The sequence below is a fragment of the Aeromonas sp. 96A genome (assembly GCF_051919165.1).
In the GTDB taxonomy this organism is placed as follows: Bacteria; Pseudomonadota; Gammaproteobacteria; order Enterobacterales; family Aeromonadaceae; genus Aeromonas; species Aeromonas veronii.
The window spans coordinates 1755479-1774313 of the sequence record NZ_JBQBFE010000001.1 but is presented as its reverse complement, the minus strand read 5'-3'; the positions used below and the strand labels follow the sequence as shown (position 1 = coordinate 1774313).

The window sequence follows — 18835 nt, the reverse complement described above, 5'->3', positions numbered from 1 at the left end:
TGGCCATTTCTTCATCCGGTGTGCGCCAACCAGTTGTTTGGCATGGCAAAAAACGCCCGACAACCAGCCTCTTTCGAATCACTCTTCGTTTAATCCAGCACCGACTGTTGGGGATTGAGCTGGTGTACCAGTCGCTCTTCCAGCTGTTTTTGCTGCTCGGCGGTCAATGGCTCGCCATCGAGGCTGGTCAGGCTGAAAAAGTCCTCGACCCTCTCACCGAAAGTGGCGATTTTGGCGGCGTGCAGCGACAGCCCGCACTGCTGGAAAACGGCACCGATCCGAGCCAGCAGGCCGGGGGTATCGAGGGCAGTCAGCTCCATCAGGGTGTGACGGCTCTCCCCTTTATGAGGCAGGAAGACTACCCGGGTCGGTACGCTGAACTGGCGGTGGCGCCGCGACAGCGGCTTGTTGCGCAGCACCAGCTTGCCCGGCTCCTGCAGCGCCTTCTCCAGCGCTTTCTTGATGGTGGCGGTGCGGTTGGGGCTGATGGGTTCGCCGCTTGGCTCCAGTACCACGAAGGTATCGAGCACATAGTTGCTGCGCGAGTTCATGATCTGGGCGTCGTGGATGTTAAGGTTTTTCTGATCCAGCGCCGAGGCCACGGTGGCAAACAGATTCGGGGTATCGCGGCAGTAGATAAATACCTCGCTGCCGCCGCGGGTCGGGTGTTTGCCGATGATCACTAGCGGTGCCGGATTGTCGCCATGCTCGATGATATGGCGGCAGTGCCAGGCGATCTGCTCCGGGCTGTGACGCAGGAAGTAGTCGGCCTTGAAATCGGCCCAGAGCTGATTGATCGCCTCTTCCGATACATCCCGTTGCGCCAGCAGTTGCTTGGCCTGACGCTGGTTTTCGCGAATGCGCAGCCGCATGTCGGGCGGGTTCTCCAACCCTTGGCGCAGCGCCTTCTGGGTCGCGAAGTAGAGCTCCCGCAGCAGGGTGCCCTTCCAGTCGTTCCACAGGGTGTCGTTGGTGGCGCAGATATCAGCCACGGTAAGGCAGTAGAGCAGGTCGAGATGCTGCTCGTCGCGCACCTTCTGGGCAAAGTCGGTGACCACGTCGGGATCGTAGATATCGCGGCGCTGGGCGGTAACCGACATCAGCAGATGGTGGCGCACCAGCCAGGCGACCAGTCGGCTCTCGTAGCGATCCAGACCGTGCAGCTGGCAGAACTCCAGCGCATCGACGGCGCCCAGTTCCGAGTGATCGCCACGCCGTCCCTTGGCTATATCGTGGAACAGGGCGGCGATGCTGAGCAGCTCCGGTTTGCGCAGCCGGGTGAAGACCTCGTGGCAGAGCGGGTGGCTCTGGCGACTGGCCGGATTGGGGAACTGGTGGATGTTCTTGAGCAGCCGGTGGGTGTGCTCATCCACCGTGTAGGCGTGGAACATGTCGAACTGCATCTGGCCGACGATGAGGTTCCACTGCGGCAGATAGGCGGCGAGGATGCCGTACTTGTGCATCAGGGTGAGCGGCAGGCCGATGCCGTTGGGGTGGCGCAGCAGCGCCATAAAGAGGCGACGGCAGTCGGGCAAGTCCTGCAACCAGCAGTTGAGTTTGCGGCGTGCCTCGCGCAGTTGGCGCAGGGTGGCCGAGTGGATGCCTGCAATCTCGGGATGCTGGGCCATCTGATAGAAGAGGCGCAGGATAGCGGCCGGTTCACGGCTAAACAGCTCCGCATCCACTGCATCGATGAGACGGCCACGGAGCTGGAACTCGTCGGAGAGGCGGCGCACATCCATGGCGGTGTTGCCGAGGATCGCCTCGTCAAACAACTGCAGCAGCATCTCGTTGAGTTCGGAGACCCGCCGCACCGTCTGGTAGAAGCGCTTCATCATCTGCTCGACCGGAGTGTTGCCTTCCCCCTCGAACCCCAGCATCTGGGCTACGGTGCGCTGGCGATCGAACAGCAGGCGGTTATCTCCCTTGTTGATCGCCATATGCAGGGCGAAACGCACTTTCCAGAGAAAATTCTGGCAGTCGAGCAGCTCGCGGTACTCGGCGCGGTTGAGAAAGCCGTGGCTGGTCATCTCGAACAAGGTAGTGGCGCCGAAGTGGCGGCGGGCGACCCAGGCGAGGGTTTGAATATCCCGCAGGCCGCCCGGATTACTCTTGAGATCGGGCTCCAGCTTGTAGGCGGTGCCGAGAAATTGCTGATGACGCTCCGCTTGCTCCTGGCGCTTGGCGCGAAAGAAGGCTTCGCTCGGCCAGAAGTGCTGGGGGCCGGTTGCCTCTTTCAGTTGTCGGAAACCCTCTTGGCGACCTGTGATGTAGCGGGCCTCAATGAGGTTGGTGGCGACCGTAATATCGGCGCGCCCCTGCTCGAGGCACTCCGCCACGTTGCGCACCGCCTGACCCACCTCCAGCTTGAGATCCCACAGCAAGGTGATGAACTCGCCGATCCGCAGCCCCAGCACCTCGTCCAGCTCGTCGCCGTCATAGAGGATCAGCAGGTCGATATCGGAGTGGGGGTGCAGCTCGCCGCGACCATATCCCCCCACCGCGATGAGGGTGAGGTCGCTCTTGTCGAAGCCGAACTTCTGCCACAGCCGGCAGAGCAGCTGATCCATGTATTCGGAGCGGGTGGCAACCAGCTCGATGATGTTGTCACCGGCATCGAAACGGGCGTGCAGCCAGCCGAGAAAGCGGCTCAGGTACTCTTTGCAGTTGTCGCGAGTGAGCTGGTCATCGGGTAACAAATGGGGGGAAAGCAGGCTGGCGTCCATGGCATCTCACACACAGTGGCAGGCAAACGGCTGAAACAGAAGTAAAAACCCCGGCGCTTTGGAAGTTCAGGGCCGGGGTTTGATGTTAGCTGTGTTTGATGAAGCGGTCGATAGTGTCATCGGGGCGCAGGGTGAGCACCTCGCAGCCATCATCGGTCACCAGCAGGGTGTGTTCCCACTGGGCGGAGTCGCCGCCATCCTTGGTGGTCACGGTCCAGCCATCCTTCGGATTGACCTTGCAGTGATACTTCTTGCTGTTGACCATGGGCTCGATGGTGAAGCACATGCCCGCTTTCAGCTCCAGCTTGCCGCTGTTGCGGTAGTGGAGGATCTGCGGCTCTTCGTGGAACTCGGCACCGATACCGTGACCGCAGTAGTCACGCACCACAGAAAAACCGGCCTTCTCGACGATGGGTTGAATGACGGCGCCAATCTCGGTGATGCAGGCACCCGGACGCACCTTCTTGATGGCGGCATAGAGGCTCTCTTGCGCAACCTTGCAGAGCTGGCGGCGCAGCGGGGTGGTTTCACCCACGATGAACATGGCCGAGGTATCGCCGTGGTAACCATCCTTGATAACGGTGATATCCAGGTTGATGATGTCGCCATCGCGCAGCTTCTTGTGATTCGGGATACCGTGGCAGATCACATCGTTCACCGAGGTGCAGATGGATTTGGGGAAGCCGTGGTAGTTGAGCGGAGCTGGAACCGCCTGTTGTACGTCGACAATATAGTCGTGGCAGAGGGTGTTCAGTTCGTCAGTGGTGACGCCAGCTTTGACATGGGGCGCAATCATGACCAGCACATCGGCGGCCAATTGGCCGGCAACGCGCATCTTTTCAATCTCTTCCGGTGTCTTGATTTTAATGGACATGGGATCTCTCTTGCGGCCTGCCGCTGGGCCTGCGAGGGCAGACAGGACAGGTAATGAAAAATAGATGCGTTTGCAATCAGGGCAAAATTTTATCCGCAACCCCCTCGTACTTCCAGTGTGATTGTCATCACAACGTCAAATCAGCGTCGCAGCATCCTCTGGCGGGATCCATATTTACACCTGTTTAGGGTGTCGGCCGGTGGTGTCCTGAACAAAGTTATGGTATAAAGCGCGCCGGAATGGGGAACTTGCGTCCCGATTTCATCACCCTTACTTAAACAACACACACACATCGACACATATGCCGGGGTGCCTTAACGGGTCGGTTATATGGGATGTGTGGAGGCCTAACCCCAATACAGAGGTATAAAATGGCTAAAGTTTCTATGCGCGACATGCTGCAAGCCGGCGTTCACTTCGGTCACCAGACTCGTTACTGGAACCCGAAAATGAAATCCTACATCTTCGGTGCCCGCAGCAAAGTTCACATCATCAACCTGGAAAAAACCGTTCCGATGTTTGACGATGCCATGAACTTCATCAGCTCCGTAGCTGCCAAGAAAGGCAAGGTACTGTTCGTTGGTACCAAGCGTGCCGCGTCTGAAGCCGTAAAAGAAGCCGCTGAGCGTTGCGACCAGTTCTATGTAAACCACCGCTGGCTGGGCGGTATGCTGACCAACTGGAAAACCGTTCGTCAGTCTATCAAGCGCCTGAAAGATCTGGAAACCCAGAGCCAGGACGGTACCTTCGACAAGCTGACCAAGAAAGAGGCGCTGATGCGTACTCGCGAAATGGAAAAGCTGGAGAAGAGCCTGGGTGGTATCAAGAACATGGGCGGCCTGCCTGACGTTCTGTTCGTTGTCGATGCCGACCACGAGCATATCGCTATCAAAGAAGCCAATAACCTGGGTATCCCGGTAGTTTCCATCGTTGATACCAACTCCAACCCGGACGGCGTTGACTATGTCATCCCGGGTAACGACGACGCTATCCGTGCCGTACAGCTGTACCTGAATGCTGCTGCTGACACCGTACTGGAAGCTCGCGCTCAGGACATCGTTGTTCAAGCCGAACAAGATGGCTTCGTTGAAGCTGAGTAATTGATAAGGACTGTAAAGCCCTTATTAACCAAGCTGATGTAATTGGTTAGCAGGGGCCCTTGTGGCCCCTGTTTCTTGTCAATTCAAGACCGAGGATACTGGACATGGCTAACGTTACTGCCGCCCTGGTAAAAGAACTGCGCGAGCGCACCGCCGCTGGCATGATGGATTGCAAAAAAGCACTGGAAGAAGCTGCTGGTGATATCGAGCTGGCAATTGAGAACATGCGCAAATCCGGTCAGGCCAAAGCCGCCAAGAAAGCTGGCCGTATCGCCGCTGAAGGCGTTATCTTTGCTCGCACCGAAGGCAACGTTGCCGTCATGATCGAGCTGAACAGCGAAACCGACTTCGTCGCCAAAGATGCCAGCTTCATGGCAATGGGCCAGAAGATCGCTGACATCGCTGCGACCCAGAAAATTGCTGACGTTGACGCGCTGAAAGCCGCTGACTTCGGTAACGGCGAATCCGTCGAGCTGACCATCACCAACCTGATCGCCAAGATCGGTGAGAACATGAACCTGCGTCGCGTGATGCTGGTTGAAGGTGACAACCTGGGTACCTACGTTCACGGTTCCCGCATTGGTGTTATCACCAAGCTGACCGGTGGTTCTGCCGAGCTGGCCAAAGATCTGGCCATGCACGTTGCTGCCAACAGCCCGCAATTCGTCAAGCCTGAAGACGTGTCTGCTGAAGTCGTTGCCAAAGAGCGCGAAATCCAGATCGACATCGCCATCAACTCCGGCAAGCCGAAAGAGATCGCCGAGAAGATGGTTGAAGGCCGCATGAAGAAGTTCACCGGTGAGGTTTCCCTGACTGGTCAACCGTTCGTGAAAGATCCTTCCATGACCGTTGCCGAGCTGCTGAAGAAAGAAGGCGCTGACGTTGTCTCCTTCACCCGTTTCGAAGTGGGCGAAGGCATCGAGAAGCAAGAGACCGATTTCGCTGCTGAAGTTGCAGCCCAAATCGCGGCCGCTCAAAAGGCCTAATCGAACCGGTTTTTCCGTTTCCCCAGACCGCGACTTATGTCGCGGTCTTTATATGACCAGGAATCAGTGACATGAGTACCAATCCCAAACCTGCATACAGACGTGTTCTTCTGAAGTTGAGTGGTGAAGCCCTGCAAGGATCCGAGGGTTTCGGCATTGATCCGGCGGTGCTGGAGCGGATGGCCCAAGAGATCAAAGAACTGGTTGAGTTGGGTGTTCAGGTCGGTCTGGTCATCGGTGGCGGCAACCTGTTCCGTGGTGCCGGTCTTGCCAAAGCGGGCATGAACCGCGTGGTGGGCGACCACATGGGTATGCTGGCAACCGTGATGAACGGTCTGGCCATGCGTGATGCCCTGCATCGTGCTTATGTGAATGCCCGTCTGATGTCTGCCATCTCCCTGCAAGGCGTCTGCGACTCCTACAGCTGGGCCGAGGCAATCAGCCAGCTGCGTGCTGGCAAAGTCGTTATCTTCTCTGCCGGTACCGGCAACCCCTTCTTCACTACCGATTCTGCGGCTTGCCTGCGCGGGATCGAGATCGAAGCCGACGTGGTGCTCAAAGCCACCAAGGTTGATGGTGTATACAACGAAGATCCGGTCAAGAATCCGGATGCCGTGCTGTATCATGAACTGAGTTATGATGAAGTTCTTGAAAAAGAGCTCAAGGTGATGGATCTTGCTGCCTTTACCCTGGCACGTGACCATGATCTGCCGATCCGCGTGTTCAACATGAACAAACCGGGTGCCCTGCGCCGGGTTGTCATGGGTGAACCGGAAGGCACTCTGATCCACCACGTTGGTAAATAAGATAAAAGTGAGCCACCTGGCGCTCTTATCCTATCCATCACGTCAGTAAATAAGATAGACACGGGCCGTGTAGCGGCTCGTTCGCCAAAAGGAAAACCACTGTGATCAACGAGATTAAAAACGACGCCAAGGACCGTATGGGCAAGAGCGTAGAAGCGCTCAAGACTCAAATGTCCAAGATCCGGACCGGCCGCGCTCACCCGAGCCTGCTCGACGGCATCCAGGTTGAGTATTACGGTGCTGCCACTCCGCTGAAACAGTTGGCCAACGTCGTGGCAGAAGATGCTCGCACCCTCTCCATCTCCATTTTTGACCGATCCATGATCCAGGCGGTAGAGAAGGCGATCCTGACCTCCGATCTGGGCCTGAACCCGTCCAGCAATGGCCAGACCCTGCGCGTGCCGCTGCCGCCGCTGACCGAAGAGCGTCGTCGTGACCTGACCAAGATCGTCCGTGCCGAAGCGGAAAACGCTCGTGTTGCCGTGCGCAACATCCGTCGTGACGCCAACGCCGACCTGAAAGCGTTGCTGAAGGACAAAGAGATCTCCGAGGATGACGACCGTCGCGCCCAGGAAGAGATCCAGAAACTGACCGACTCCTACATCAAGCTGGTCGATGAGGCCCTTGCCGTAAAGGAGAAGGAGCTAATGGAAATCTAACCGTCTGAAAGGTATATTACGAGCGCCGTGTAGTGCCCCTGCACGGCGCTTTTGTCTTTGTGGGAGAATTACATGTCGCTTTTGGCTGCGTTGGGTGATTGTGCCAACTCGTCTTTACCCCGTCACGTCGCCATCATCATGGATGGTAACGGTCGCTGGGCCCAGAACCGAGGCAAGATGCGGGTTTATGGCCACAAGGCGGGCGTCAAGTCAGTGCGCGAGGCCGTTACCTTTGCTGCGCGTGCCAAGATCGAGGCATTGACCCTGTTTGCATTCTCCAGCGAGAACTGGCGCCGCCCGGAAGGGGAGGTCAGTGCCTTGATGGAACTGTTCATCACAGTGCTGGGTCGTGAGGTGCAGAAACTGCACAACAACGGGATCCGGCTCAAGGTGATTGGCGATACTGCTCGCTTTAGTGAGCGGTTGCAGGCCAAAATCGCCAAGGCGGAAGCCTTGACCGCCAATAACAAGGGGTTGACCCTGAACATTGCGGCCAACTATGGCGGCCAGTGGGATATCGCCCAAGCGGCCCGCAAGCTGGCTAAAGCAGTGGCGGCCGGTGAACTGGCCGCTGACGACATTGATGAATCCATGTTGACCCGCGAGGTTTGCATGGCCGATCTACCACCCGTGGACCTGTTGATCCGCACCGGTGGCGATCATCGCATCAGCAACTTTGTGTTATGGCAGCTCGCCTATGCCGAGCTCTATTTTACCCCGGTATTGTGGCCCGATTTCAACGAGGCCGAGTTCAGTGAGGCGGTTGCCTCTTTCGTTGCCCGCGAGCGTCGCTTCGGTTGCACGGGTGAACAGATACGGGAATTGATCGCCGAGCAGCAGACCGGCTAAACCCCGCTCCCAAGAGAGAGGTTTCTTTTGCTAAAACAACGAATTATTACTGCTTTGATGTTGATCCCCCTGGTGTTGGGGGCGCTCTTCTTTCTGCCATTGAAATTTTTTGCCCTGTTGGCTGCGCTGGTGTTTTTGTTGGCCAGTCGCGAATGGAGTGGGTTTGTTTCTGCTGCTCCGCAACAATGGTTACCCATCGTATTTTGTCTGTTGCTCGGTGCCAGCCTCTTTTGGCTGCCGGTGGAGCAACTCTGGACGCCCCACCTGCACCCCCTCGTGATGGGCGTGCTCTGGACCGCGGTAAGCTGGTGGTTGCTGGGTCTGCTGCTGGTGCTGCGCTATCCCCAAAGCGCCAAGCTGTGGAAAGAGTCTATCTGGCTCAAGTCGCTGTTTGGTCTGGTGACCCTGGTTCCCTTCTTCTGGTCGCTGGTCGCCATCCGTGGTTACAACTTTTACCATGACCCCATGATGGGCGCTTGGATCCTGTTGTTCGTGATGGGACTGGTCTGGGCGGCAGATTCTGGCGCGTATTTTTTCGGCAAGGCGTTCGGTAAGCACAAGCTGGCACCGGCTGTGAGTCCGGGCAAAACCATCGAAGGGATGTGTGGCGGCCTCTTTACCGCCAGCCTGCTGGCCATCGGCGTTACCTGGTCGATGGGATTTGTTCCTGCCAAGATGATCACCGTGCTGTTTTGCTCTCTGCTGGCGGTGCTTGCCTCCGTACTCGGCGATCTGACCGAGAGCATGTTCAAGCGCGAAGCAGGCATCAAGGACTCCGGCACTCTGCTGCCTGGTCATGGCGGCATTCTCGACCGGATCGACAGCCTGACCGCCGCCCTGCCGGTGTTTCTGCTCAGTTATCTGCTACTCAGTCAGGAGTTTTGATGCACAAGTCACTGGTTATTCTGGGGGCCTCCGGCTCCATTGGTCAGAGTACCTTGAAAGTGCTGCGCCATAACCCGGGCAGTTGGCAAGTATTGGCGTTGACCGCCGCCCGCAACGTGGATGCCATGTTGCAGGACTGCCTCGAATTCTCCCCCGTTTTGCCGTGATGGTCGATGAGGATGCAGCCCGTGAACTGGCTGCCCGCCTGAAAGCGCACGGCAGTGCGACCCGGGTCATGTCTGGTGCGGCAGCCCTTTGCGAGGTTGCCGCTCACCCCGACGCCCATAGCGTGATGGCCGCCATTGTGGGGGCGGCCGGTCTGGCCCCGACCATGGCCGCGGTACGTGCCGGCAAGCGTATTTTGCTGGCCAACAAGGAGGCGCTGGTGATGTCCGGTGCTTTCTTCATGGAAGCCGTGCGCGAACATGGCGCCGAGCTGCTGCCCATCGACAGCGAACACAATGCCATCTTCCAGTGTCTGCCGACCGCCGTGCAGCGCCAGCCCGGTTTTTGCGATCTGGCGGCGGCGGGGATCAGCAAGATTTTGCTGACCGGTTCTGGCGGCCCGTTCCGTTACACCGAGATCAGCGAGCTGGCCAAGGTGACGCCGGCGCAGGCCATCGCTCATCCAAACTGGTCGATGGGGGCCAAGATTTCGGTCGACTCCGCCACCATGATCAACAAAGGGCTGGAGTACATCGAGGCGCGCTGGTTGTTCAATGCGGCGCCCGAGCAGATCCAGGTGGTGATCCACCCGCAGTCGGTGATCCACTCCATGGTGCAGTACAAGGATGGCTCCGTGCTCGCTCAGCTTGGCAATCCGGATATGTGTACCCCCATCGCCCATGCGCTGGCTTACCCCAATCGCATCCCCTCCAGTGTGGAACCTTTGGATTTCTTCAGTGTCGGAGAGTTCAGCTTTATCCGGCCTGATTATGATCGCTACCCCTGTCTGGCGCTGGCCATCAATGCCTGCCAGAAGGGACAAGCGGCGACTACTGCGCTCAATGCGGCCAACGAGGAGGCGGTTGCCGCCTTCCTGGCCGGGCGCATCGGCTTTATGGATATTGCCCGGATCAACGAGGCCGTGATGCTGGCGCTGGAGAGCAGCGCCGTCGGCTCGCTCGATGATCTGTTTGCCCTGGACGGTGCGGCAAGAGCCCGTGCTCACACTTTGATTGAGGAGCTTGGCTGATGGGCGGTGTGTTGTGGAATATCGGTGCTTTTGTTGTTGCGCTGGGCCTGCTGGTCGCGGTGCACGAGTTTGGTCACTTCTGGGTGGCCCGTCGTTGTGGCGTCAAGGTTGAGCGCTTCTCCATCGGTTTTGGCAAGGCGATCTGGCGCAGGATGGGTAAAGATGGCACCGAATATGTGCTGGCGCTGATCCCGCTCGGTGGTTACGTCAAGATGCTCGATGGCCGGGTCGATGAACTCAAGCCCGGTGACGAGCAGTATGCCTTCAACCACAAGAGTGTCTGGGCGCGGATGGCGATTGTCGCCGCAGGTCCCATGGCCAACTTCGTGTTTGCCCTGTTTGCCCTCTGGCTGATGTTTATCATCGGGGTGCCGAGCGTCAAGCCGGTGATCGGTGAAGTGCGTCCGGCATCCATCGTGGCCGAGGCGGGTGTGCTGCCGGGGATGGAGATTGTCGGGGTCGGCGATGAGCAGACCGGTGACTGGGAGAGCGTCACCTACGCCCTTATCAGCCATCTGGGTGATGATGCAGTCACCCTGAAAGTGCAGGCACCCAATACCAGCTATGCCACCGATAAAACCTTGTCGCTGACCGGCTGGACCTTCGATCCGGATAAAGAGTCGCCCATCGGCAGCTTGGGGATCGTCCCCCTGAGTGGCAAAGTGTTGCCCGTCGTGGCTGCCGTGGTGGCCAAGAGTGCCAGTGAAAAGGCGGGGCTGCAGGTCGGTGACCGTATCAAACAGGTCGGCGATCAGCCTGTTACCGCGTGGGCCCAGTTTGTCGAACTGGTGCAGCAGGCACCGGGTGAACCCCTGCAAGTGGTAGTTGAGCGCAACAACAGTGATCTCAACGTGACCCTGACCCCGGATAGCCGCAAGGTGCAGGGCAAGCTGGTAGGATTCGTCGGTCTCTCGCCACAACTGGTTCCATTACCGGATGAATATCGAATTCTGTTACAGTATGGGCCTTTGCAGGCGCTGTGGCATGGCGCGGACAAGACCTGGAGCCTGATCACGCTCACCTTTGACATGATTGGCAAGTTGATCGGTGGCATCGTGTCACTGGACAACCTGAGCGGCCCCATCTCCATTGCCAAGGGCGCCGGCAGCAGTGCCGACTATGGTCTGGTCTATTTCTTGAGTTTTCTGGCGCTGATCAGCGTCAACCTGGGGATTATCAATCTATTCCCCCTGCCGGTGCTCGATGGTGGCCATCTGGTCTATTTCCTTATCGAAGCGGTCACCGGCAAGCCGGTATCAGAGAAAATACAGGAAGTGGGTTTCAGGATCGGCGCCGCCATTCTGATGTTATTGATGGGCATTGCGCTGTTTAACGATTTCGCTCGCCTCTGAGGCCAGAGCATCAACAAGGACACATAAGAACAAAATGGCTGTTAAAAAAGCATTGGTGTTGAGTTGCCTGCTGGGTGCCAGTTTCCTGGCCCAGGCGGCCCCTGCCTCTTTTGTGGTGCAAGATATCCAGGTCGAAGGTCTGCAACGGGTGACCCTGGGTGCCGCACTGTTGAACCTGCCGATCCGGGTCGGTGATACCGTCGACTCCGTGGCTCTGGCCAGCGCCATCAAGAAGCTCTATGCCTCGGGTAACTTCGAGGATGTGAAGGTTTACCGTGACGGCCAGGTGCTGCAGGTGATGGTCAAGGAGCGTCCGACCATCTCCAGCATCGAGTTTGCCGGCAACAAGGATATCAAAGAGGAGCAACTGACCCAGAGTCTGGAGTCCTCCGGTATCCGTGTGGGTGATCCGCTGGATCGCACCGTACTCACCTCCCTCGAGAAGGGACTGGAAGATTTCTACTATGGCGTGGGTAAATACTCAGCCAAGGTCAAGGCCATCGTCACCCCGTTGCCGCGCAACCGGGTCGACCTCAAGTTCACCTTTGTGGAAGGGGAAGCGGCCAAGATCCAGCAGATCAACATCGTCGGCAACAGCGTTTTCCCTGAAGAGAAGCTGATTGCCCAGCTCTCCCTGCGCGACGAAGTGCCCTGGTGGAACTTCACCGCCGATCAGCGCTATCAGAAGCAGAAACTGGCCGGTGATATCGAGACCCTGCGCTCTTACTACATGGACCGCGGCTATATCCGCTTCCAGCAGGAGTCTACCCAGGTCTCCATGACCCCCGACAAGAAGGGCGTCTACGTCACCCTCAACATCAAGGAAGGGGATCAGTACAAGGTCTCCGGTGTCCAGCTCAAGGGTGACCTGATCGATCGCGGTGGCGAGATGAAGGGATTGATCCCGATCGCTGCTGGCAGCACCTACTCTGCCAGTCAGGTGACTCATACCGAAGAGGTGCTCTCCAAGTTCCTCGGCCGTTACGGCTACGCCTATCCGAAAGTGGTCACCTTCCCGCAGGTCAATGACAAGACCAAGGAAGTGGAGCTGATCGTCAACGTTGAGCCGGGCCCCCGTGTCTATGTGCGTAACATCAACTTCAGCGGTAATGCCACCACCGAAGATCAGGTGCTGCGTCGCGAGATGCGCCAGATGGAAGGCACCTGGCTCTCCTCCGACAACATCGAGCAGTCCAAGAGCCGTCTCAACCGCCTTGGTTATTTCGAGAGCGTCGAAGTGGACACCAAGCGGGTGCCGGGCAACGATGATCTGGTTGACCTCGACTTCAAGGTCAAGGAGCAGCCAGCAGGCTCCATCAACGCCGGTATCGGTTACGGTACCGAATCGGGTCTGAGCCTGCAGGCGGGGATCTCCCAGGACAACTTTATGGGTACCGGTAAAAAGGTCTCCATCAACGCCAGCACCAACGACTACTCCAAGAACGTTGACCTGAGCTACAACGACCCCTACTTCACCGTGGATGGTGTCAGCCTGGGTGGTCGGGTCTACTACAACCAGTTCCGCGCCGATGATGCCGATATCGTCGATTACGAGAACGAAACCATCGGTTTCCGTCTCTCCAGCGGCTTCCCGGTCAACGAGTTCAACCGTCTCGACTTCAGTACCGGTATCGAGAGCACCAAGCTGAGCCGCCCTTCCTTTAATGCGCAAAATTATGCTCAGTGTGTGAGTGAAAATCAGAGCAATCCTGATTACTGCTGGGATCAGTGGAACGATAACCGTCAGTCGGTACAGATGGATCAGTTCTGGAATATCTACTCACAGGATGGCTCCAACCTCGACTTCGTGACCGTCGATGTGACCGCTGGTTGGACCCGCTCTACCCTGAACAAGGGGATGTTCCCGACAGCCGGTGAGCGTCAGCGTGTCAACGCCAAGTTGACTGTGCCGGGCATGGAGCTGCAGTACTACAAGCTCTCTGCCGAAGATGCCCACTACTTCCCGCTCGATGCGGATCACAGCTGGGTGATGATCGGCAAGGGGCGTATCTCCTACGGTAACGGCTATGGTGATGATCCCATGCTGCCGTTCTTTGAGAACTACTATGCCGGTGGTTTCGATACGGTACGTGGCTTCAAGAGCAATACGATTGGTCCAAAAGCCATCTATCCGGTTTATAACAAACCGACTGGTGCAGATAGTCCGACATGTAAGAAAAACTCTGAAGGTAGTTGTTTGTATGAGGGGTCAGATACCTCGGTCGGTGGCAATGCTCTGGCTGTCGCATCACTGGAACTGGTCTTCCCGACCCCATTTGTCTCAGAGACCTATCGTCCGCAGATCCGTACCACCGCATTTGTTGATGCTGGTACCGTCTGGAGCACTGATTTTGCCAACGGGGCATATCCCTGTGCAGATGGGTTTAACTGCAACTACCTGAGTCAGGACTATTCCAACCCGGGCAATATCCGGGTCTCTGCCGGTATTTCCTTGCAGTGGCTCTCGCCGATGGGCCCGCTGGTGTTCGCACTGGCACAACCAATCAAGAAATATGAAGGGGATCGCACCGAGTTCTTCTCCTTCAACATCGGTCGTACTTTCTAAGCAGAGTTTCACCCCCACCCATGCGGTGGGGGTCTTCAATGATGGGACGCGCGGTATGCGTGCCTCACCAGGTAACAAGACGGTCCTAACGCCGCTTGCATAATCGGGTAAATCAGGTAGCCCTCGCCATGAGGGAACAAGGAGTAAGTGTGAATAAAGCGTTGAAAGTAGCTGGTTTGAGCTTTGCACTGATGGCTGCCGGCATGGGTTCTGCCTTCGCTGAGACCAAGATCGCCGTGGTGGATATGGGCGAAGTCTTCCAAAAGCTGCCCCAGCGTGAAGCCGTTGCAGCCAAGCTGAAAGGTGAATTCGAGCCGCGCATGCGTGAGTTGCAGAAGCTGGAACAGGAAGGCCAAAAGCTGGTCGAGAAGTTCCGCAAGGATGAAGCCTTCATGAGCGCCGAGCAGAAGAAGCAGAATCAGGAGAAGCTGGCCAAGCTGCAGATGGAGTTCAACCAGAAGCGTCAAGCCTTTGAGCAGGACAACGGTCGCCGTCAGTCCGAAGAGCGCAACAAGATCCTGACCAAGGTGCAGGCTGCCATCGATTCCATCGCCAAGAGCAATGGTTACGATCTGGTGCTGGAGCGCAACGCCGCCCCGTATGCCGCTAGCAAGCTGGACATCTCCGGCCAGGTTATTTCTCAGGTAAGCAAGAGCAACTAATTGATGGCATTCACTCTCGCACAGCTGGCCCAGCAACTGGGGGCCCAGGTCCATGGCGACGGAACCCTGGAAATCCGCAAGGTAGCGACACTGGAAAAGGCCGGGGAGGGGGATATCACCTTCCTGTCCAACAAGAAGTACCGGCACTATCTGGAGCAGAGCAAGGCGACCGCCGTGCTCATTACAGAAGCGGATCTGCCATTTTGTCCCACCAATGCCCTGGTGCTCAAAGACCCCTATGTGGGCTTTGCCCGGGTAGCCCAACTGCTGGACACCACCCCGCAGCCGGCCACGGATATTCATCCGAGCGCCGTTATCGCGGCTGACGTGCAACTGGGCGAGAGAGTGGCCATCGGCGCCAATGCAGTGATCGAATCCGGCGTCGTGCTGGGTGACGATGTACGCATTGGCCCGGGCTGTTTTGTTGGCAAAAATACCCGGCTGGGAGCCCGCTCCCGGCTGTGGGCTAACGTCACCCTCTATCACAATGTGACCATGGGTACCGACTGTCTGGTTCAATCCGGCACAGTGATCGGGGCCGATGGTTTCGGTTATGCCAACGAGCGTGGCGAGTGGATCAAGATCCCCCAACTCGGCGGTGTGACCATTGGCAACCGGGTCGAGATCGGTGCCTGTACCACCATTGACCGCGGTGCGCTGGAAGATACCCGCATTGCTGACAACGTCATCATCGACAACCAGTGCCAGATCGCCCACAACGTGGAAATCGGTTACGGCACCGCCGTGGCGGGCTCGACCGTGATGGCTGGTAGTCTCAAGGTCGGCAAATACTGTATCATTGGCGGCGCTTCCGTCTTTAACGGGCATATGGAGATCTGCGACCAGGCCACCGTCACCGGTATGGCCATGGTGATGCGACCCATTACCGAGCCCGGTGTCTACTCTTCCGGCATCCCTCTGCAAACCAATAAAGAGTGGCGCAAGACCGCCGCCCGGGTGATGCGTATCGAAGAGATGCACAAGCGGTTAAGCAAGCTTGAGAAGAAGCTGGATCAAGAATAATCACGATTGGTATAGGGTACTGTTTTGACTACTGAAAAGAAGAGCCTGGGTATCCAGGAAATCATGGATCTGCTGCCCCACCGTTATCCGTTTCTGATGGTGGATCGTGTAGACGACTACGAGATCAGCGATGAGCGCAAAACCTTGCGTGCCATCAAGAACGTCTCGTTCAACGAGCCGATCTTCCAGGGGCACTTCCCGGCCAAGCCGGTGTTCCCTGGCGTACTGATCCTGGAAGCGATGGCACAGGCCACCGGTATCCTGGCCTTTACCATGGTGGGCAAGCCGTCTCCCAACGAACTCTATTATTTTGCCTCAATCGACAACGCTCGCTTCAAGCGTCCGGTCGGCCCCGGTGACCAACTGGTGCTCGACGTGGAGTTCCTGAAAGAGCGTCGCGGTATTGCCAAGTTCACCGGTGTCGCCACCGTCGACGGTGAAGTGGTCTGTACCGCCGAGCTGATGTGCGCCAAACGCGAGGTTTAACACACGTGATCGACCAGACTGCCATCATTCACGATACTGCCATCGTCCATGAGTCTGCCGTGATCGGTAAAGGGGTTGAAATCGGCCCCTTTTCTGTCATCGGCGCCGAGGTGGAAATCGGTGACAACACCTGGGTAGGTTCCCATGTGGTGATCAAGGGCCCGACCAAGATTGGTCGCGGCAACAAGATCTTCCAGCACACCTCCATCGGTGAGGATTGCCAGGACAAGAAGTACGCCGGTGAGCGCACCTTCCTCGAGATTGGCGACAACAACGTCATTCGCGAGAACTGCACTTTCCACCGTGGCACCATTCAGGATCAATCCCTGACCAAGGTGGGCAGCGGCAACCTGTTCATGGTCAACGTTCACGTTGCCCACGATTGCATCATCGGTGACAACTGCATCTTCGCCAACAACGCGACCCTGGCGGGCCACGTGGTGATCGGTGACTTCGTGATCTTTGGTGGTCTCTCCGCCATTCACCAGTTTGGCCGCGTCGGCTCCCACGCCTTCGTCGGTGGCTGTGCCGCCCTGAACAAGGACGTGCCGCCTTACGTGATGGCCGCCGGCAACTACGCCAAGCCGTTCGGGGTCAACTCCGAAGGTCTGCGTCGCCGCGGTTTCAGCGCCGACGCCATCTCTGCCGTCAAGCGTGCCTACAAAGAGATCTTCCGCTCCGGCAAGACCATCGACGAGGTGCTGCCGGTGTTGATCGAGATGGCGCAAGCCGAACCGGCCGTCCAGCTCTATGTGGACTTCCTCAAAGATAACGAGCGCGGGATCATCCGTGCCTGATCCGGTTCGTATCGGTATCGTCGCCGGAGAGGTCTCCGGCGACATTCTGGCTGCCGGTCTGGTGCGCGAGTTGCAGGACCGCTACCCGGATGCGCAGTTCGAAGGGATCGCCGGGCCGCGGATGCAGGCCCTCGGCGTCAAGGCGCTGTTCGAGATGGAAGAGCTCTCCGTCATGGGGATCACCGAGGTGCTGGGCCGTCTGCCGCGCATCCTCAAAGTCCGTCGCGAACTGTTGCGCCACTTTATTGCCAATCCGCCCGATATCTTCATCGGCGTGGATGCACCGGACTTCAATATCGGAGTGGAGCTGAAACTGCGCCGCGCCGGTATCAAGACGGTTCACTATGTCAGCCCCTCTGTGTGGGCCTGGCGCCAGAACCGCATTCACAAGATCAAGGCTGCCACCGACATGGTGCTCGCCTTCCTGCCGTTCGAGAAAGCCTTCTACGACCGCTTCGACGCCCCTTGCCGTTTTGTCGGCCACACCATGGCGGATGATATTCCGCTGGTACCGGATCAGGCTGCCGTGCGTCGCAATCTCGGTATCGATGCCAATCGCCGCTGGCTGGCAGTGCTGCCGGGCAGCCGCACCGCAGAAGTGGGCTTTATGTCCCCCCTGTTTCTCGAAGCGTGCAAACACCTGACGGTGCGCTATCCGGATCTCGGCTTCATCGTGCCGCTGGTCAACCAGAAACGGCGCGAGCAGTTTATGGCCATCAAGGCCGAGGTAGCGCCGGGTCTCGACATGGTGCTGCTGGAAGGGCAGGGCCGCGAGGCGATGATCGCCGCCGACGTGGTGATGCTGGCCTCCGGCACCGCGGCGCTCGAAGCCATGCTGGTGAAAAAGCCGATGGTGGTGGGCTACAAGCTCAAGCCCTTCAGCTATTGGCTGGCCCAGCGACTGGTAAAGACCGAATTTGTCTCTCTGCCCAACCTGCTCGCCGGTCGCATGCTGGTGCCGGAACTCATCCAGCACGAGTGTACCCCGGAGAATCTGGTGGAAGAGGTGAGCAAGTACTTCGAGCACGACAACAGTGCGCTGGTCAACACCTTCACCGAGCTGCACCAGCTGATCCGCTGCAATGCCGACTCGCAGGCCGCCGATGCGGTGGCGGATCTGCTCGGCAGATAACGCTATTTCGGACCGTCGATTGCGCCGCGCTACCCGTACATTCGTTTTCGAGCGGTAATGCCGCGCCAGTCGACCCCTGTCAGGCCCCACGGGGCCTGTTTTGATTCAAGGCTACAAGATGATGATCGATATTCCTGACGACAAGCTGGTTGCCGGTGTGGACGAAGTGGGTCGTGGCCCCCTGGTGGGTGACGTGGTCACCGCTGCGGTCATTCTCGATCCCGCCAATCCGATCGCGGGGCTCAACGACTCCAAGAAGCTCTCCGAGAAGAAGCGGCTGGCGCTGTTTGACGAGATCAAAGAGAAGGCGCTCGCCTGGGCCATTGGTCGCGCCACTCCGGAGGAGATCGACGAGCTCAACATCCTGCATGCCACCATGCTGGCGATGCAGCGCGCCGTGGCGGGGTTGAAGGTCACCCCCGAGCTGGTCTTTATCGATGGCAACCGCTGTCCGGCGCTGCCGATGGAAGCGCGTGCCGTGGTCAAGGGCGATAGCCTGGTGGCCGCCATCAGCGCCGCTTCGATCCTCGCCAAGGTGACCCGCGACGGCGAGATGACCGAGCTGGACAGCCGTCATCCCGAGTATGGTTTTGCCCGCCACAAGGGTTACCCTACGCCTGAGCACCTCGCCATTCTGGCCGAGCGTGGCCCGTTGCCCGAATATCGCAAGAGCTTCAAACCGGTGCGCCGCGCACTGGGGAGCGAGTAGACCATGCCATTTAGTTTGAGCAGCGAGA

General features: G+C 58.0%; 16 protein-coding genes and 1 pseudogene. 15 read left to right on the top strand and 2 right to left on the bottom strand.

The window, feature by feature from the left end:
• Positions 1 to 89: 89 nt before the first annotated feature.
• Both glnD and map read right to left on the bottom strand, forming a co-directional pair.
• Positions 90 to 2726 (bottom strand): bifunctional uridylyltransferase/uridylyl-removing protein GlnD, encoded by a 2637-nt coding sequence (gene glnD, locus ACTG2W_RS07905; RefSeq protein ID WP_100654337.1) that lies wholly within the window; start codon positions 2724 to 2726, stop codon positions 90 to 92.
• 85 nt (positions 2727 to 2811) lie between these two features.
• The gene (gene map / locus ACTG2W_RS07900; RefSeq protein ID WP_021229216.1) at positions 2812 to 3600 is read right to left on the bottom strand and encodes a type I methionyl aminopeptidase; all 789 of its coding nucleotides are present in this window, start codon (positions 3598 to 3600) and stop codon (positions 2812 to 2814) included.
• Positions 3601 to 3971: 371 nt separating this feature from the next.
• On the opposite strand from map, the gene rpsB reads away from it, so the two are divergent.
• The 15 genes and pseudogenes from rpsB (at position 3972) to rnhB (ending at position 18807) form a co-directional block, all read left to right on the top strand.
• Entirely contained in the window at positions 3972 to 4700 is a 729-nt protein-coding gene (gene rpsB, locus ACTG2W_RS07895; protein WP_005303470.1) for a 30S ribosomal protein S2, read from the top strand.
• 104 nt (positions 4701 to 4804) lie between these two features.
• Entirely contained in the window at positions 4805 to 5686 is an 882-nt protein-coding gene (gene tsf, locus ACTG2W_RS07890; protein WP_005338578.1) for a translation elongation factor Ts, read from the top strand.
• Between the two features lie 71 nt (positions 5687 to 5757).
• Positions 5758 to 6492 carry a UMP kinase gene (gene pyrH / locus ACTG2W_RS07885; RefSeq protein WP_005338577.1) on the top strand — a complete coding sequence of 245 codons (735 nt, stop codon included), beginning with the start codon at positions 5758 to 5760 and terminating at the stop codon, positions 6490 to 6492.
• Positions 6493 to 6593: 101 nt separating this feature from the next.
• Entirely contained in the window at positions 6594 to 7151 is a 558-nt protein-coding gene (frr, locus tag ACTG2W_RS07880; protein ID WP_005338576.1) for a ribosome recycling factor, read from the top strand.
• Between the two features lie 72 nt (positions 7152 to 7223).
• A complete protein-coding gene (uppS, locus tag ACTG2W_RS07875; RefSeq protein WP_005338574.1) occupies positions 7224 to 8000 on the top strand; it encodes a polyprenyl diphosphate synthase in 777 nt (258 codons plus the stop codon).
• A gap of 27 nt (positions 8001 to 8027) precedes the next feature.
• Positions 8028 to 8885 (top strand): phosphatidate cytidylyltransferase, encoded by an 858-nt coding sequence (locus ACTG2W_RS07870; RefSeq protein WP_026034918.1) that lies wholly within the window; start codon positions 8028 to 8030, stop codon positions 8883 to 8885.
• Positions 8885 to 10080, top strand: a pseudogene (gene ispC / locus ACTG2W_RS07865) (1-deoxy-D-xylulose-5-phosphate reductoisomerase). The gene ACTG2W_RS07870 and the pseudogene ispC overlap by 1 nt, the downstream one beginning before the upstream one ends.
• Complete coding sequence (gene rseP / locus ACTG2W_RS07860) at positions 10080 to 11432, top strand: sigma E protease regulator RseP (RefSeq protein ID WP_106842375.1); 1353 nt, start codon at positions 10080 to 10082, stop codon at positions 11430 to 11432. The pseudogene ispC and the gene rseP overlap by 1 nt, the downstream one beginning before the upstream one ends.
• Positions 11433 to 11466: 34 nt before the next feature.
• Positions 11467 to 13998, top strand: a complete 2532-nt coding sequence (gene bamA / locus ACTG2W_RS07855) for an outer membrane protein assembly factor BamA (RefSeq protein ID WP_106842376.1) — start codon at positions 11467 to 11469, stop codon at positions 13996 to 13998.
• A 149-nt stretch (positions 13999 to 14147) separates the two neighbouring features.
• A complete protein-coding gene (locus ACTG2W_RS07850) occupies positions 14148 to 14660 on the top strand; it encodes an OmpH family outer membrane protein (RefSeq protein ID WP_005338563.1) in 513 nt (170 codons plus the stop codon).
• A 3-nt stretch (positions 14661 to 14663) separates the two neighbouring features.
• Positions 14664 to 15683 (top strand): UDP-3-O-(3-hydroxymyristoyl)glucosamine N-acyltransferase, encoded by a 1020-nt coding sequence (gene lpxD, locus ACTG2W_RS07845; RefSeq protein ID WP_005338561.1) that lies wholly within the window; start codon positions 14664 to 14666, stop codon positions 15681 to 15683.
• A gap of 24 nt (positions 15684 to 15707) precedes the next feature.
• Positions 15708 to 16169 (top strand): 3-hydroxyacyl-ACP dehydratase FabZ, encoded by a 462-nt coding sequence (gene fabZ / locus ACTG2W_RS07840; RefSeq protein ID WP_005338559.1) that lies wholly within the window; start codon positions 15708 to 15710, stop codon positions 16167 to 16169.
• A 5-nt stretch (positions 16170 to 16174) separates the two neighbouring features.
• Complete coding sequence (lpxA, locus tag ACTG2W_RS07835) at positions 16175 to 16966, top strand: acyl-ACP--UDP-N-acetylglucosamine O-acyltransferase (RefSeq protein WP_106842377.1); 792 nt, start codon at positions 16175 to 16177, stop codon at positions 16964 to 16966.
• Complete coding sequence (gene lpxB / locus ACTG2W_RS07830; RefSeq protein ID WP_106842378.1) at positions 16959 to 18098, top strand: lipid-A-disaccharide synthase; 1140 nt, start codon at positions 16959 to 16961, stop codon at positions 18096 to 18098. Before lpxA ends, lpxB begins: the two co-directional genes overlap by 8 nt.
• 118 nt (positions 18099 to 18216) lie before the next feature.
• Entirely contained in the window at positions 18217 to 18807 is a 591-nt protein-coding gene (gene rnhB, locus ACTG2W_RS07825) for a ribonuclease HII (RefSeq protein WP_106842379.1), read from the top strand.
• Positions 18808 to 18835: the final 28 nt, after the last annotated feature.